Below are 15,463 nucleotides of genomic sequence, written 5' to 3' on the forward strand. Positions count from 1 at the left end.
TTTGAAAGGAGGAGCAATTGTGCCACAATTTGCTTCTAAAGCCGAAGAAAAAAATTATTATGAACGCCAAGCTAGCTTAGCAGAGTTTCTAACTTGGTATCATCAACAAGAATTACCTGAATATGAAAAACCCTCTTTAACCGTTGATATGGTTCTTCTTTGTTACAACAAGGAAGCTGATCAATTAAAAGTCTTACTGATTCAACGTAAAGGTCACCCCTTTAGAAACTCATGGGCGCTTCCTGGCGGTTTTGTTAATCGTAACGAATCTACTGAAGATAGTGTTTTAAGAGAAACAAAAGAGGAAACTGGTGTGGTGATTTCTCAAGAAAATATTGAACAATTACACAGCTTTAGTCGCCCAGATCGAGATCCTCGTGGCTGGGTCGTGACAGTCAGCTATTTAGCCTTTATTGGTGAAGAACCTTTAATTGCTGGCGACGATGCCAAAGAAGTCCATTGGTTCAATCTTGAACGGCATGGTCAACACATCACGTTATCTCATGAAGATGTGGAAATTACTTTAGACTTGAAAACAGCGGCCTCTCTTGGTAAAGATACATTAGCCTTCGACCATAGTGAAATTATAATTAAGGCGTTTAATCGTGTTGTTGATAAAATGGAACATGAACCGCAAGTGCTTCAAGTCTTAGGAAAAGATTTCACCATTACGGAAGCCCGTAAAGTTTTTGCGAAGTTCCTCGGCGTTGATTATCGCAGCATTGACCATTCAAATTTTAAAAAAGCCATGACACAATATTTTGAAGAGTTAGGTGAACGTCCCGTTGGCATTGGCCGCCCTTCAAAAATTTACCAATTGAAAACAACAACAGGTTTCTAAGAGGAGGGAATATTTTTTGACTGTTTACTTAAGAAAAGCAGAACCTTCTGATTTGCCTGACATCCTTGCTATCATTGAAGATGGACGCCGCACCTTACAAAAAAGTGGCATTCCCCAATGGCAAAACGGTGATGGCCCGAATCAAGAAATTTTAGCAAAAGATATCGACCAGCAAACTTGCTATATTTTAATGGTTGAGGATACCTTGGCAGGCGTTGGTGTTTTATGTTCGGAGATTGATCCTGCTTATGAAGCGATTTTTAATGGTTCTTGGCAACCTCATTCTCAAACTACGTATACGGCAATTCATCGTGTTGCTCTAAAAAGTTCCTTTCAAGGTCAAGGACTGGCCTTGGTGCTTTTGCGCTCACTGGTTACAGCCGCTCGTTTGCAAGGTGCTACTGATATTCGAATTGATACACATCCACAAAATCTCGCTATGCAGCACCTGATTAAAAAAGCTGGCTTTGTTTATCAAGGTGACGTGATTTTAGATGTTAACGATGGCGAACGTTATGCTTATCAGATGATATTGAAATAAAAAAGTTAGGGATAACTGCCAGATTGACAGCTATCCCTAACTTTTTACATCTTATGAACACTATGAGCGCTTTGAATGCCCTCACAGGCTTCTTTACAAGCTTGATTAATTAATAAATAAGAGGATTCTTTTTGGCGGATTCCTAATTGATATTTCAATTCATCTGTCACTTGGCAAGATTCACTTAATGCCTCTAACCAGAAAAATACTCCTTCTTTATACGTATCTAATCCTTCTAGCAAGATTTTCGTTGCTTCTTTATCATAATACGGCTCTAAATTTTTACGAAACATCATTTCTTCTGTAAAAAAACGATTCACATTATTTCGGCAAAACATATAAGTGTCACGGCCTCTCCGATGTGCAGCCTGATTACAACCGTATTCTTGAACTTCTTTAGAGATGGCTTTGAAAATTTCGTTGTATACTTCAATTCTTTGCATAATTGACAAAATGGTATCTGTATAACTAAACATAACTCCTTGCTCCCTTCCCCTTCTAAGTAACAAAAATTTGCTTGTTACTTTCATTATAAAGGGAATGTTGGGTTTATATCAAATGATACGCTGTTTCCTTGCTAAAATTCTTCGTTTTTTCCTTAGAAGAATAATAAGTAAGCGGATTACTTAATCTGTTATGTTCGGATTTTCTACACTTGGAAAATAAATTATTTTATAAAGCCATTTTCCGTTTTAACTGATGGTAACGGGCCAGTCTGTGTATTGCCAGGAACACCAATATACGTATTGCCGTTGATGGAAGTCATTTCGTTTTCCTCAGCTGCTTCATCTTGAACGGTATAATCACTTTGATATAAAAATTCACCGTTCGTATGGAAGACATAGCCGTCTTGATCTCGTTCATCTGGCTTTTCTAAATTTAAAGACACACGTAATTGATGACGGACATTTTCAATACTATCTGGATATAGTTCAACCATACTGCGCCCTTCATTACTAAAAGTGCGCCAGTCAAAAGAAAGCTGTTGTTTATCATAATTGGTCCAAGTCAAACCTTCTTTGACTAAATGAGTCAATTCATTGGAATCCACATCAGTTTGAATGTTTCCATTTAACGAATCAATAATGTCCATTATTTTCATGATTGATTGACCAGATTTCAACTTGTCTTCAACTGCTTGAATAATTTCTTGTTGTCGGAATCCACGCATAATATCGTTATCGCTATGTCTTTCACGGGCATAAGATAAAGCTTTCGTACCATCTAAATGCTGTTTCCCTGCATCAAAATGAATGGATCCTGGCCCGTCTTTGGTAACACCATCAAACGCCTGCTTGACATTGACATCTATGCCGCCAACCGCATCAATTAACTTAATAAAAGATAAAAAGTTAAACACAACGTAATGATTGATTGGAATATTCAATAATTTCTCAACTGTGTTAACAGAAGCTGTTGGTCCATCGTAGGTATAGGCAGCTTCAATTCGTTGCATCCCTTGGTAATTTTTCGCATCAATTTGAACAAAACTATCCCGTGGCAAACTTAAATAGGTTATTTTCTTCGTCTTGTTATTCACGGTAATCACCATCATAGCATCAGTCCTAGTTGTGCCTAATTTCCGTTCAATTGTATTGTCTAGACCCATGACCAAAAACGATTGACTATCTTTATTTTGCGCTTCAGTATAATCATTTTTTATGGGAACATAGCCTTTATCAATTGTTTTCTTTAAATAGCTACCCGCTACAGCAAAGTATGCTGAGCCGACTGTGACAAAAAACAAAATGATGACTAAACTAATTAAGCTGATTTTTCGCTTCCTACTCATTGGCTGTACTTCCTCTCTCTTGAAAAGTCTCCACCATCATTACTACTCCTCTAAGCAGACAAGAGACAAGTCTATCTTACCAGTCCCCTTCAAAACTAAACATAGCAGAATTTATATAGGGGTATAACCTAGAGGAAACAAAAAAGAGAGGCTTGTTTGTTTAAAAGTCTCTCTTTTTTGTTATTTATTTTTGTGTTCTTTTTTGAACAATTCCACCATTTTTTGCTGTGGTTTTGGAAAAACATAGTCCGAAAATTGTTGTGCTGCCACCCATCGCTGCGACTCTAGTGTGGCTAATTCGCCTGTATTTCGGCCATAAAAGACTAAGATATGCCATTTCAAATGACTGAAAATATGAACGACTTCGCCTAAGGCACGTTTTTGCCAGACAACTGTTTCATAGTCCGTAAAAAAGTTGACAGGTTCTTCAGCGACCAAAGGCTCTGTTACAGGCTCTAACTCTAAAGTTAATTGTTTTTCCGTTTCTGCTGGTTGCGCCAGTTTTTGCAATTGTTGAAATTGTTTTTTGCTAATTTCTTCAATCGGAAACAGCCACATATTGGCTAACAAACCGGTTTCAGGTCGTTGTTCTAATAAAAATTCTTGCTTGTTATTTTCAATAATAGTTCCGACATAATACACATCTTTCGGCTTAACTTTTTTTGATTTGAATGGATAAGCGGTCATTTTATCTGCCTGATAGGCCGCACAATATTGCTGAAGCGGACAACTTTCACACTTAGGGGAAGTTGGGGTGCAGACGGCTGAGCCTAGATCCATTAAGGCTTGATTAAAATCCCCTGGACGCTCACGATCGATGATTTTAAGCATCGCCGCTTCAAATACTTTACGACTACTCGCTTTTGCAATATCTGCATCAATTTCAAATAAACGGCTCACTACCCGCATGACGTTACCGTCAATTGCTGGTTCGGGGAGATTAAAGGCAATACTGCCAATCGCACCAGCCGTATAGGGGCCGATTCCTTTTAAACTCCGAATATCTTCGATTGTGTCAGGCATTTTCCCACCAAATTCTGAAACAATCTGTTGCGCTGCCACTTTTAAATTACGCGCTCGTGAATAGTAACCTAACCCTTCCCAAGCTTTCAACAACTTATCATCTGGCGCTTCCGCTAAATCTTGAATCGTCGGAAACCATTCCATAAATCGATAAAAATAATCAATGACTGTATCTACGCGAGTTTGTTGTAGCATAATTTCAGAAATCCAAATACGATATGCATCTGTATTCGCTCGCCAAGGTAAATTGCGTTTTTCTCGTTCATACCAAGCTAAAAAATCTTCCTGGAATGAACTAACTTTTGCGGGACTCCACGCCTCCCAAGGCTCTTTATTCGTCATGTTCTACTTCCTTTTCGCTAATAAATTGCTGAATCAAATCATAGTCAAACCCTTTTTGGAATAAGCTTTGTTTGACTTTTTGGACTTTTTTAGAAAAATCAAATCGCTGATTAGTACGCCATAAACGTTCGCCTTCCTTGTTTAACGCTTGTTGTTCTTGTTCTTCGTCCTTTTCAAAAGCTAAAGATTCCAAAGCTAGATCAATGATTTCATTTGTAAAGCCCTTTTGCATCAGATGCAGACGCGTTTTCTGAAGTGCATCTTTAAAACTTTTAGTTCGATAGCGTTTCATGGCTTTTTCTGCAGTTGCTGTGGCAACATTAAGTTGTTCATCTAACGTATAAAAGGTCAAACCATGCTGAATATCTTCTTCACTAATGCCTTTTTGCTTTAATTGTTGTGCCACATTTCGTGGTCCTTTATCACTGGTTCGCATAGCTGTCCGTACGTAACTTTCACTAAAAATTGCATCATCCAACAACCGCAGCTCTTCTAAACGTTGAACGATTTTTACTCGATCTTCAGGTACAATTTCTTTATCTTTTAAATAAGTAAAAATCTCTTTCTTTGAACGTAATTGATAGCTTAAATAATTCATCGCCATTTGTAACCCGACATCATAAGAACTGGCTTTTTTTATTTCTTCTATTAAAGTATCTGATAACTCTTGGCCTTTTAGCAGACGCTGCCGTACTAAAATATCTTCCGAGACACGCAGTTTTTCTCCTGAAGATAGCCAAAGTAGATAAAATTCACCTTTATCTTTACTAATTCGTGTGATTGTTGTCATCTTATTCTCCTGCCCCTCTAAATCAGAACATATATTCTACTATACCATAGAATCCTTGGAAGCCAAATAAATAAAAATGTGCTAAAATGGGAGGAAGTGAAAAATGTGAGATGACTAAAGGATGAAAGAATATGACCCAACAACTAGTAAAAAAAGGCCAACAAATTTCTTTAAAAATTAAACGATTAGGAATTAATGGCGAAGGTATCGGCTATTATAAAAAATTAATTATTTTCGTTCCTGGGGCGCTACCGAAAGAAGAAGTGACTGCCACGATCACAAATGTTACACCAAAATTTGCTGAAGGAATCCTTCAATCTGTCAAAAAAGCTGCTAAAGATCGCGTGGTCCCTCCTTGTCCTGTCTATGAAACATGTGGCGGCTGCCAACTACAACATTTAGCCTACAAAGCACAATTAGACTTTAAAAAAGATTTATTAAAGCAGGCGCTTAACAAATTTAAACCAGCCAATTATCAAAACTATGAACTACGAAAAACAATTGGGATGGAGAATCCTTGGAATTATCGAAATAAAGCCCAATTCCAATTACGCCAAATCGATGGCCAAGTAGAAGCTGGTCTCTATCAAGCTGATTCACATCAATTAGTACCGATTGATAACTGTTTGGTCCAACAGCCTGCGACAACCAAGGTGATGAATACATTAGTTGATTTATTGAATAAATTTCAATTACCAATTTATGATGAACGTAAAAATAGTGGTATCTTTCGAACATTAATGGTTCGAGTGGGCATCCAAACTGGCGAAGTCCAAGTAGTGTTCATTACACAATCGCAGAAATTTCCACAAAAAGAAAAAATGGTTCGCGCAATTAATGAACAATTACCAGAAGTTGTTTCTATTATGCAAAATGTCCAAAATAAAAAAACCTCTCTAGTAATGGGTGATGATACCCTTCACTTATGGGGCAAAGAAAGCATTGAAGAACACATTAACGACGTTGTCTTTGATTTATCGCCGCGAGCATTTTTCCAATTGAATCCAGAACAAACGGAAGTTTTATATAATGAAGGAATCAAGGCCTTAGATTTACAACCAAACGAAACTGTTGTTGATGCTTATTGTGGCGTCGGGACCATTGGCTTAAGTTTAGCGAAACAAGCGCATCAAGTTCGTGGTATGGATACCATTCCCGCCGCAATTGACGATGCTAGATTCAATGCAAAACGACTTGGTGTTACGAACACACATTATGCTGTTGGAACAGCTGAAGACTTATTACCTAAATGGTTCAAAGAAGGCTTTAAACCTGATGCCATTGTAGTTGATCCCCCACGGACTGGTTTGGATCGTAAATTATTAACGGCCCTTTTGAAACAACCACCTAAGAAAATGGTGTATATTTCTTGTAATGTATCCACGTTAGCACGTGATTTAGTTCAATTAGCCAAAGTATATCAAGTAGACTATTTACAATCTGTTGATATGTTTCCACAAACCGCTCGTTGTGAAGTTGTCGTAAAATTAACGAGAAAATAAAAAAAGGCACCAAGTTTCACGAAATTCGTGAGACTTGGTGCCTTTAACTAATTAAACAATTATTTACTTAATTAGCTATTTTTTCGTCCGAAGAAGAATGAAACCACAGCAACTAAAATTACTGCCCCAATAATTGATGGCACAATTGCCATACCTGCTACGTGAGGACCCCAGCTACCTAAGATTTTTTCTCCGATAAATGAACCAACTAAACCGGCAACGATATTCGCAATCCAACCCATTGATTGACCTTTGCTTGTAAGCGCGCCAGCGATAGCACCGATAACAGCACCAACGATTAAAACCCATAAAGTATGCATAAAATAATTCCTCCTAAATGCTTTATCTAGCGAATAATTCGCTATGTTACTATTATGAACTACTTTTATTAGATAACAAAATAGTTTGCTTATTTCCATGAAAAAAAAGCAATAATTTCTGATAATTTCATTAAAAAAACTCAGAACAGGAGACCGAAGTGCACTGTTCTGAGCTTTTATTTAAGAAATTGTTGGTCGTTTTACTCGTTCATGTGCGACATCCGCTGCTTGAATCTCTTTATTATTAAAAGGTGTTAAGCGGAATGCCAATTGGAATTCTTCAAACGTAGTTCGGTATTTTTCTAATTGCCACTGGCCACAAGAGTAGCTACCTAGGGCGTTTTGTTTGTAATCGATATTTAAAACAACATACTCACTTTCTTGTAATTCATTGGTATGCTTAGCAACATCTAGCGCTTGTTCTTCAAAATAAGAAACACTAAAATTATATGAATCTGCCGCTGTTGCTACTACCCCTTGGCCGCGATCATCCGTGAATGCGGACCATTTAGTCGCCATGTGGTTACCATTGGCTTGTGGAACAACATAATTAGTGAACATTTCCGCCACTGTAGCATCATAAACGCCAAGTAAACCAGCTTCTTGTGAATCTACATAGTTTTCTCTCGGCCCTTTACCGAAATATTTTACTTCTGATAGAGACTTGTCTAAATGGAGAGTCACACCCAAACGTGGTAACATATCTGGCGCATTTTCAATTTTACCGGCAGGACTACCTTTTAAGTCGAAGAAAATTTCGCCATTTGGTGCAATTAAATACTGATAGGTACATTGATAATGCCAAGCACTGTTAGTCGTTCCGTTAATTGTTTTTAAGATGACTTGGATAAAATCATCAACTTTTTTCCACTCAAAAGAACGGACAATTTCATGCTCTAAATGTAAGAAATATTTCTTCTTCATTTCATCAATAATTTCCATATCATTACTGATCGGTGCCCGCCAAAATGTAAATTTCGGCCCTCTATGCAATAATTTTTTACCATCTCGTGTCACATTCGTTAAGGCGCCCTTCACTTTATCAAAATTAATTGAAAAGTTTGGTCCTTCAATGTATAAATGAGGGCCAATTTCCTTTGCCATTAGCGAGCCAACTGGTGTGATCTCAATCCCTGGTGTTGCAATTGGCAATTCAAACTGTGCGGTAGCTAATTCATGACCAGCAGATGCATAGGCGGTCGTTTCTTTCAATTGATATGAAAGAGTTAAATAATAGGCGGCTCCTGCCTTTTTAGGAAAATCTAAATGATAAGGTAAGTGCAGTCTTCCTTCTTCTCTAGCAGCAATTGCTGGCACTGCTACTGTCCCTGATTGAATCACTGTTTGATCTTCAGTAATTGTATAAACCAGCTTAAAGATAGCCAAGTTTTCAAAGTCAAACCGACTCAATAATGAGAATTCACCTGACAGAACGTCAATAGCGCTAGTTGTAATGGGTTCAATGACTTTTTTGTATTCATACAAGCTAGGAGATGGCGTACGGTCAGGCATCAACATCCCATCAATACAAAAATCTTTGTTACTTGGATCATCGCCGAAATCGCCACCATAACGATAATAAACTTCACCGCTATCTGTCACCGATTCAATGCCATGGTCAAACCATTCCCAAATAAAGCCACCTTGTAATTTATCATGAGCATAAAATAGCTCTTGATATTCTTTTAAATTCCCAGGGCCATTCCCCATCGCATGACAATATTCACATAAAATATGCGGTTTTTTTGAATTTTCAATAATCGTATTCATCAGTAATTCTCTAGTTGGGTGTTCCAACCAAGTATACATTGTAGAATAGACATCCGTGACCTCTGCCTCAAAATCACCTTCATAATGGACCAAACGTGTTGGATCCATTTCTTTGGCAATACGGGCCATTTCAATAAAGTTATGACCAAACGCAGATTCATTTCCTAACGACCAAAAGAGAATTGATGGATGGTTTTTATCCCGTTGAATCATCCGTACCATCCGAGAAACATAAGCCGTTTCCCATTCTGGATCGTTGCTAATCCAATCATATTCTCCGGTTAATTCAAAGCCGTGACACTCCAAATCAGTTTCATCAATCACATACATTCCATATTCATCGCATAAATCATAGAAATAAGCAGATGCTGGATAATGACTGGTTCGAATGGCATTAATATTAAATTGTTTCATTAAACGAATATCTTTTTCAATTTCTTCACGACTAACCACTCGACCATTTTTCGGATTATAATCATGACGATTCATTCCTTTTAGTTTAATGGCCACACCATTGACTAAGAAAGTCTCACCAGATACATGAATATTTCTGAAACCAACTTTTTGCGGAATAACTTCGACGACTTCCCCTTCAGAAAAAACAGTGATAAATAGTTGATACAAGTATGGTTTTTCAGCTGACCAAGCAGTGACAGACGGTAAACTTGCTGAAAATTCAACCGTACCTTGATTTCCTGCGACAGTCTCTTTAAGAACCGTTTTTCCCTGCTGATCCATCAACTCCAATTGAACTTGTTGTCCTTTGTCTTGCCAAAATTTACCCGTAATTGCCAAGTGGCCATTTTGATACGAATCATCTAAATCGGAAATAATAAAGAAATCTTCCAGCCCATTTTCTGGTACACCGAGTAATTCAACATCACGAAAAATACCACTTAACCACCACATATCTTGATCCTCTAAATACGTACCATCTGACCATTGATAGACTCGCACCGTTAAATCATTTGTTTCACCAATTTTAGCGTAAGGCGTAATGTCAAATTCTGCTTCATTTCGTGCACCTTTACTGTAGCCAACTTCATGGCCGTTCACCCAAACATGATAAGCTGAATCTACGCCACAAAAACGTAAAATGATTTTTTTATCGTGAAATGTTTCATCTATAGCAAATGTCCGTTTGTAAATACCTGTTGGGTTTTCCGTTGGTACATACGGCGGATTAATGGGAAAATTGTACCATAAATCAGAGTAATGCATTTTTCCATATCCTTGGACTTGCCAATTTCCAGGAACAGTGATTTGATCCATTTGGCTTGTATCAAAGTCCGTCGCAAAAAAGTTTTCTGGGCTGTATTCTGGCGCTTCTAAAAAAAGAAAATGCCAGCGTCCGTTTAAATTTTTGTATGCTTGTGTATATTTATTTTCATTTAGTAAGGCTGTTTCTTTCGAAGGAAAGCTCGAAAAATGTGCTCGTCCAGGCAACCGATTGATACTATCTACTTTATAATTTTCCCAAGTCTTCATAATCCATTTCTCCTTTACCAACTTCATTTTTTTCTTTTGTTTCATACCGTTTCCAACAAATCCAAGCAAAGCCCATAAAGACAATTAAACCAATGATGTTATACGCCAACATGCCCAGTGGACTAGCGGTTCCTTTCGGTAATGTGCCATTGATTTCTTCCATGATTAATTTTGGATCCGGCACAGTTGACATAAAGAATACAAAGATAAAAATGGCTAATAAGAAAATCCCCGCAATTAAGCCAAAGGTTCGATTACCAAAGCGGAAACTTCTCGGCATTGTTTCTTTTTTCCAACGAAGCCCAATATAGGCGATTAACAAGAACAAGACAGGCACTAATGACGTAGAAGCTGTCATATTAATTAACGTTTCTAAAAAGCTATCCATATTTCCAATTCCTAGTGCTGGAATAGCAACTAAAATCGTCACAATAATTCCTTGAACTAACAAAGCATTGGTTGGATTTCCCTCTTCGTTCGTTTTCACTAGCCACTTACCGAAGACCCCATCAGGAATTTCTGAGAAAAATACTTTAACTGGTGCTGCCGTCCACAGAGCCAAAGAACCAAGACTTCCGACAAATAAGATAATTCCTACTAAGCGCACCATCATTGCTGCGGGAATATGGAAATACGTACCTAAAATTTTAAAGATATCAAAAATACCATTTGAAAAGTTTCCTTTTAAGACGTCCGTTGGCACTACCAAACCTACAGCAACGGCACCAAGAATATACATGATGCCGACCGCAATCGTCGCACCAATCATCGTGCGGACAAACGTTTTATTGCCGCCTTTAACATCCTTAATGTATACGCCGATACTTTCACCACCGCCAACAGCTTGTAAAATCCACGCCATCGTCATGAAAAAAGTCCAATTAAAAGTTGGCATAATTGACGTCGTGGTAAACTCTTGTGCTGGTTCATTGCCAAAACCAAACACGACGACAAAGGCTAAAACCACAAAAGCCACGCCCATAAATAAACGAGCACCACCCGCTAAGCTAGTCACTTTCGAAATCCACGAAACCCCTTTAATACAAACCCATGTCATTAACCAAAATAACAGAATAGAAATCACTGCAATTATTTTAGTACTATGGTTTCCTTGAAAAACGTTTTGACCTAAAAAAGCGTATGAACCATAAATCAATGTATTCGGTAGTAATGAACAGAAGAAAAACAAGTTGACAAAGAAATACGACCAAGCACCTAAAAATGCCCATTTAGGTCCTAACACAGATTCCAACCAACTGTGAACACCTGATTCATTTTCAGAATTAGCAGAAGCAAATTCTGCAATCATTAGAATAAATGGTAAAAAGTAAAAAATAGAGCCGAATAAATAGCCTGGAATAGTTGCTAGGCCAATCTGAATACTGTTGTTAACAATGCTGGGAAAGGCAAAAACCGCTGAAAAAGTCATGAGCATCAATGCGACAGAACCTAATCGTTCCCGTGAATGTGTTGCCATTTTACTACATCCTCTCTTTATCAAATTAATTAGTACTCACACATTGTAAAACGCTTACAGTTTTTTAAAAATAAAAAATGTTGCCTATTTCTTGTAAAGATGTTGACTTTTAGAAAGCCTTTACATACTCTTATAAAGAGGTGATAGCATGCAAAATGTTTTTACAAATAATGTCAGCATCCTGATTAATGATCAACCTATTAGCCAAGAATTTCATCTTTATGAAGCTGGCTATGAAAAATGCCGTCCGACAAAACCAACTGAGTTTGCCCCTATTAATTATTGGGTTTTGCATTATTGTAGCGATGGTGAAGGTTATTTTTCAACACCCTTTATGGAAAAACAACACATTACCGCTGGCGATTTGTTTATGATTCCAGCCAATTGTCGCAATATTTATTATCCTAATCGGCAAAATCCTTGGACCTATCATTGGGTTGGTTTTGTTGGAGATCTTTCGTCTCAGTATTTAGAAAAAATAGGCCTGACTACCGAAAATTGTATTTTAAAAGGAACTGTTGATAAGAAATTAGAAAGTTTATTTAAAAATATTTACCAAGAAGCGAAGAAACATAATCATTTTGGCAGTTTAAGTGAAAGCTTTCAATTGTTGAATTATCTAGAGCATCATTCCGTTACACAGCACGAAAACCAAAGCCAACAATTATTTAACCAAATTAAAATGGCTATTCACGAAAATTTTTCAAACAATCTTTCAATTAGTCAATTAGCTTCTGAGTATAACATTGATCGTAGCTATTTATTTAAGCTATTTCAGCGTTATGAACAAACAAATCCTAGTATTTATGTACAAAACTTAAAATTGCAAAAAGCCTGTTCTCTGTTAAGAAAAAGTTCCTTAACCATCACGGAAATCAGTTTTGAAGCAGGTTTTTCTTCACCTTCTTATTTTTCAAAATTTTTCTTCCAGAAAAAAGAGATGACGCCTCGACAATATCGTCAACAGTTTTTGACTTAAAATAAATTGTCATTATTCTTAAATCTGTATTTTTATCCTTTTAAAAGATTGACGAAGTTTTCGCTATGCAGCATACTTGTCAATCTTTTATATAATGACTAATTTACTCGAAACTACCATTAAGCGAATACAGTACTTCTTTAGCCAACACCTTTGAAATATTTTGACACTAATGTAATAGTCTCTACGAATCGTATTTTTGATAGATTAATAGTTTAAAATTTATATTTTTTATCACCTAGTATATATTCTTAAGCTTTTCTTAATATTTAATTGTTACAAAAATATTTCAAAAATGTTACAATAGGTAACGAAAGGAATGATTAAAATGAAAAAAATGTTTTTAGGACTCTTTTGTTTTGTTTCGATTACCACACTATCAGTTTCTAATGTATGGGCAGAAGATTCGGCTAATGAAGCTTCTGTGGAAAAGTCAACATTTACTTCTTTAACTCAAGAAACTTCAGCAACAACAATTAATGCTTCAACTGATTCAACAGCACTTACAGCTGAAAACGAGGAACTTCCATCGCTTCGTCAAACACTTCTTAATTACGTAGGTATGTATGGTTTAACAGAAACCTTGATAAATCGTTTATCTGATGACGAACTGGACTACGCAAAAAAAGTTTCGTTTCATTTTGTAAACCAAGACATCAGTGGAACAGCGAGAATGATTACTAAATTATATGGTGAGAAACCTATCCCAGAGGACTCCTACTCTACAGATTACTCAACATTAACGATTGATGACTTAAAAAATTATTTACCTCAAATTCGACTTTCGTTAATTTATGTATATGATTTAAATAGTGATGTTGTAAATAATTTAAGCGATCAAACACTCGTCGATTTAATTAATCAAGTCAAGGTAGACTACGCTAACCAAAATTACCCATCTGATGTCCGTGGTGATTATGGTTTAGCAGCAATGGCAGATAAAATAAAAGCAAACGATTATACGTCAATTAATCAAAGTGCTGAAAGTGTTTCTTCGGATACTACTAATACAGAATCTACATTACAAACAACTACGAGCAGTTCGAAGAAAGCTACTACATCAAGTTCAACCGAGCACAAAAAGGGGATATTTCCCAGTACTGGCGAAAAAAAATCAGTTTTATTTACTATCATTGGAATCATCTTACTATCTTTAGTTAGTATATTCATTATAAAAAATAAAAAGAAATAGACCTACTATTCAATCATTATTTAAATAATTTGCTTTTTATCAAATAATATTGGTAACGAGAACTTATAGAAATTATCAAATCCAGAGGTTAAGATCCTCTGGATTTTCTCTTTAGCTATGAATACTTATCTTTATTAAACGAAAAGATTATTTTGACAATCAATTCACTAACTTTACCACCATTTAAAAGCTTAATAAAAAAGAACCCTTGCAACACAAGGGTTCTCGAACATTCAAAAGTTGAATGAATTATTTTACTGTTACTGAAGCGCCAACTTCTTCTAAAGCAGCTTTTAAAGCTTCTGCTTCTTCTTTAGAAACAGCTTCTTTAACTGGTGCAGGAGCGCCATCAACTACAGCTTTAGCTTCTTTCAAGCCTAAGCCAGTTGCTTCACGAACTGCTTTGATAACTTTAACTTTTTGATCGCCAGCTGCTGTTAATTCAACAGTGAATTCAGTTTGTTCTTCTGCTGCTCCACCTGCTGCTGGTCCAGCTACTGCTACAGGAGCTGCTGCTGATACGTCAAATTTTTCTTCGATAGCTTTAACTAATTCGCTTAGTTCTAAGATAGTTGCTGTTTCTAACTCAGCAACGATGTTTTCAATGTTTAATGCCATTTTGAATTTCCTCCATTTAAATTAAAATTGTTTGTTTTTTATTTGTTTGAATTAGACTGCAATTAAGCAACTTCTTCGTTTTTCTCTGCCACTGCTTTGACAGCGTAAGCCACGTTGCGGACTGGCGCTTGTAATACAGATAATAGCATAGATAGTAAACCTTCGCGGTTTGGTAGTTTTGCCAACGCAGTAATTTGTTCCACTGAAGAAACTTTTCCTTCGATGACGCCACCTTTGATTTCTAATGCTTTTGCATCTTTAGCAAATTCGTCGATGATTTTAGCTGGTGCTACTACATCGTCGTTGCTGAATGCGACAGCAGTTGGGCCTGTAAAGACTTCGTCTAAGCCGTCTAAACCAACTTTTTTAGCTGCACGAGAAAGGATTGAGTTTTTGATGACTTTCATTTCTACGCCTGCATCACGTAATTGTTTACGTAAGTTAGTGACTTCTTCAACTGTTAAACCACGGTAGTCCACGATTACAACTGATGCTGCTGATTCAAATTTCTCAGCGGCTGCTTGAACTAGGGTTTCTTTTTTAGCGATTGCTGCTTCACTCATTTATTTCACCTCCTGATTTTGATGGTGGAGTTGGACTTGGTTTACGATATGTAAAGTAGAAGAATCAAATGAAACTTCGCTCACTTCGTTCGCCAAGTATTGTTTTACATCGGCTTTTTTCAAAAAGTCGTGTAAAACAACAAAACTCCATGCCACCGTAGACATAGAGGGACCGAATTGTATATAACTCAACAATTGTCCTCGGTAGGAAATTAAGACTTGCGT

Annotated in this window: 15 protein-coding genes and 1 other annotated feature (1 of these 16 cut by a window edge); of the genes, 5 read left to right on the forward strand and 10 right to left on the reverse strand. The window is 36.8% G+C overall.

Going from position 1 to position 15,463, the window contains the following annotated elements; translation table 11 throughout:
- The first annotated feature begins 1 nt into the window (after window position 1).
- Both IGL23_RS10450 and IGL23_RS10455 read left to right on the forward strand, forming a co-directional pair.
- Entirely contained in the window at window positions 2-841 is an 840-nt protein-coding gene (locus IGL23_RS10450; protein WP_002384084.1) for an NUDIX domain-containing protein, read from the forward strand.
- 16 nt (window positions 842-857) lie between these two features.
- On the forward strand, window positions 858-1,382 hold the full coding sequence (locus IGL23_RS10455) for a GNAT family N-acetyltransferase (RefSeq protein ID WP_002356445.1): 525 nt from the start codon (window positions 858-860) through the stop codon (window positions 1,380-1,382).
- A 44-nt stretch (window positions 1,383-1,426) separates the two neighbouring features.
- Here the strand turns inward: IGL23_RS10455 and IGL23_RS10460 are convergent, their stop codons facing one another.
- The 4 genes from IGL23_RS10460 to recX all read right to left on the reverse strand — a co-directional run bounded on the left by IGL23_RS10460 (window position 1,427) and on the right by recX (window position 5,329).
- Window positions 1,427-1,912: a hypothetical protein gene (locus IGL23_RS10460; RefSeq protein WP_002356444.1), complete on the reverse strand. Its 486-nt coding sequence runs from the start codon at window positions 1,910-1,912 to the stop codon at window positions 1,427-1,429.
- A gap of 137 nt (window positions 1,913-2,049) precedes the next feature.
- The gene (locus tag IGL23_RS10465) at window positions 2,050-3,174 is read right to left on the reverse strand and encodes an LCP family protein (protein WP_002368824.1); all 1,125 of its coding nucleotides are present in this window, start codon (window positions 3,172-3,174) and stop codon (window positions 2,050-2,052) included.
- A 180-nt stretch (window positions 3,175-3,354) separates the two neighbouring features.
- Window positions 3,355-4,539 carry an A/G-specific adenine glycosylase gene (gene mutY, locus IGL23_RS10470; RefSeq protein WP_002394901.1) on the reverse strand — a complete coding sequence of 395 codons (1,185 nt, stop codon included), beginning with the start codon at window positions 4,537-4,539 and terminating at the stop codon, window positions 3,355-3,357.
- A complete protein-coding gene (gene recX / locus IGL23_RS10475) occupies window positions 4,529-5,329 on the reverse strand; it encodes a recombination regulator RecX (RefSeq protein WP_033594425.1) in 801 nt (266 codons plus the stop codon). The genes mutY and recX overlap by 11 nt, the downstream gene beginning before the upstream one ends.
- Window positions 5,330-5,460: 131 nt before the next feature.
- On the opposite strand from recX, the gene rlmD reads away from it, so the two are divergent.
- Window positions 5,461-6,831, forward strand: a complete 1,371-nt coding sequence (gene rlmD / locus IGL23_RS10480; RefSeq protein ID WP_010823119.1) for a 23S rRNA (uracil(1939)-C(5))-methyltransferase RlmD — start codon at window positions 5,461-5,463, stop codon at window positions 6,829-6,831.
- 71 nt (window positions 6,832-6,902) lie between these two features.
- Here rlmD and IGL23_RS10485 read toward each other — a convergent pair whose 3' ends face one another.
- The 3 genes from IGL23_RS10485 to IGL23_RS10495 all read right to left on the reverse strand — a co-directional run bounded on the left by IGL23_RS10485 (window position 6,903) and on the right by IGL23_RS10495 (window position 11,886).
- Window positions 6,903-7,151, reverse strand: a complete 249-nt coding sequence (locus tag IGL23_RS10485) for a GlsB/YeaQ/YmgE family stress response membrane protein (RefSeq protein WP_002356434.1) — start codon at window positions 7,149-7,151, stop codon at window positions 6,903-6,905.
- Window positions 7,152-7,331: 180 nt separating this feature from the next.
- Window positions 7,332-10,454, reverse strand: a complete 3,123-nt coding sequence (gene ebgA, locus IGL23_RS10490) for a beta-galactosidase subunit alpha (RefSeq protein WP_161634296.1) — start codon at window positions 10,452-10,454, stop codon at window positions 7,332-7,334.
- The gene (locus IGL23_RS10495; protein ID WP_002359464.1) at window positions 10,387-11,886 is read right to left on the reverse strand and encodes an amino acid permease; all 1,500 of its coding nucleotides are present in this window, start codon (window positions 11,884-11,886) and stop codon (window positions 10,387-10,389) included. Before IGL23_RS10495 ends, ebgA begins: the two co-directional genes overlap by 68 nt.
- A 148-nt stretch (window positions 11,887-12,034) precedes the next feature.
- Between IGL23_RS10495 and IGL23_RS10500 the strand changes: the two genes are divergently transcribed.
- Both IGL23_RS10500 and IGL23_RS10505 read left to right on the forward strand, forming a co-directional pair.
- The gene (locus tag IGL23_RS10500) at window positions 12,035-12,865 is read left to right on the forward strand and encodes an AraC family transcriptional regulator (RefSeq protein WP_002356429.1); all 831 of its coding nucleotides are present in this window, start codon (window positions 12,035-12,037) and stop codon (window positions 12,863-12,865) included.
- Between the two features lie 319 nt (window positions 12,866-13,184).
- Window positions 13,185-14,057: an LPXTG cell wall anchor domain-containing protein gene (locus tag IGL23_RS10505; RefSeq protein WP_033594422.1), complete on the forward strand. Its 873-nt coding sequence runs from the start codon at window positions 13,185-13,187 to the stop codon at window positions 14,055-14,057.
- A gap of 249 nt (window positions 14,058-14,306) precedes the next feature.
- Here IGL23_RS10505 and rplL read toward each other — a convergent pair whose 3' ends face one another.
- The 3 genes from rplL to IGL23_RS10520 form a co-directional block, all read right to left on the reverse strand.
- Entirely contained in the window at window positions 14,307-14,675 is a 369-nt protein-coding gene (gene rplL / locus IGL23_RS10510) for a 50S ribosomal protein L7/L12 (protein ID WP_002356427.1), read from the reverse strand.
- Window positions 14,676-14,737: 62 nt separating this feature from the next.
- Window positions 14,738-15,238 (reverse strand): 50S ribosomal protein L10, encoded by a 501-nt coding sequence (gene rplJ / locus IGL23_RS10515; protein ID WP_002356426.1) that lies wholly within the window; start codon window positions 15,236-15,238, stop codon window positions 14,738-14,740.
- Entirely contained in the window at window positions 15,239-15,430 is a 192-nt protein-coding gene (locus IGL23_RS10520) for a hypothetical protein (RefSeq protein ID WP_033594421.1), read from the reverse strand. It abuts the gene before it with no gap.
- Window positions 15,368-15,463 (reverse strand) — a sequence feature (ribosomal protein L10 leader region) (it continues 34 nt past the right edge of the window). Its footprint overlaps the gene before it by 63 nt.

The organism is Enterococcus sp. MSG3299 (assembly GCF_050555765.1).
Lineage (GTDB): Bacteria > Bacillota > Bacilli > Lactobacillales > Enterococcaceae > Enterococcus > Enterococcus faecalis.

What these genes read in the sequence shown, in the direction of transcription:
- IGL23_RS10460 (WP_002356444.1), bottom strand. Translation starts at nt 1,912, where the DNA reads ATGAAAGTAACAAGCAAATTTTTGTTACTTAGAAGGGGAAGGGAGCAA.
- IGL23_RS10465 (WP_002368824.1), bottom strand. Translation starts at nt 3,174, where the DNA reads ATGAGTAGGAAGCGAAAAATCAGCTTAATTAGTTTAGTCATCATTTTG.
- mutY (WP_002394901.1), bottom strand. Translation starts at nt 4,539, where the DNA reads ATGACGAATAAAGAGCCTTGGGAGGCGTGGAGTCCCGCAAAAGTTAGT.
- recX (WP_033594425.1), bottom strand. Translation starts at nt 5,329, where the DNA reads ATGACAACAATCACACGAATTAGTAAAGATAAAGGTGAATTTTATCTA.
- rlmD (WP_010823119.1), top strand. Translation starts at nt 5,461, where the DNA reads ATGACCCAACAACTAGTAAAAAAAGGCCAACAAATTTCTTTAAAAATT.
- IGL23_RS10485 (WP_002356434.1), bottom strand. Translation starts at nt 7,151, where the DNA reads ATGCATACTTTATGGGTTTTAATCGTTGGTGCTGTTATCGGTGCTATC.
- ebgA (WP_161634296.1), bottom strand. Translation starts at nt 10,454, where the DNA reads ATGAAACAAAAGAAAAAAATGAAGTTGGTAAAGGAGAAATGGATTATG.
- IGL23_RS10495 (WP_002359464.1), bottom strand. Translation starts at nt 11,886, where the DNA reads ATGGCAACACATTCACGGGAACGATTAGGTTCTGTCGCATTGATGCTC.
- IGL23_RS10500 (WP_002356429.1), top strand. Translation starts at nt 12,035, where the DNA reads ATGCAAAATGTTTTTACAAATAATGTCAGCATCCTGATTAATGATCAA.
- IGL23_RS10505 (WP_033594422.1), top strand. Translation starts at nt 13,185, where the DNA reads ATGATTAAAATGAAAAAAATGTTTTTAGGACTCTTTTGTTTTGTTTCG.
- rplL (WP_002356427.1), bottom strand. Translation starts at nt 14,675, where the DNA reads ATGGCATTAAACATTGAAAACATCGTTGCTGAGTTAGAAACAGCAACT.
- rplJ (WP_002356426.1), bottom strand. Translation starts at nt 15,238, where the DNA reads ATGAGTGAAGCAGCAATCGCTAAAAAAGAAACCCTAGTTCAAGCAGCC.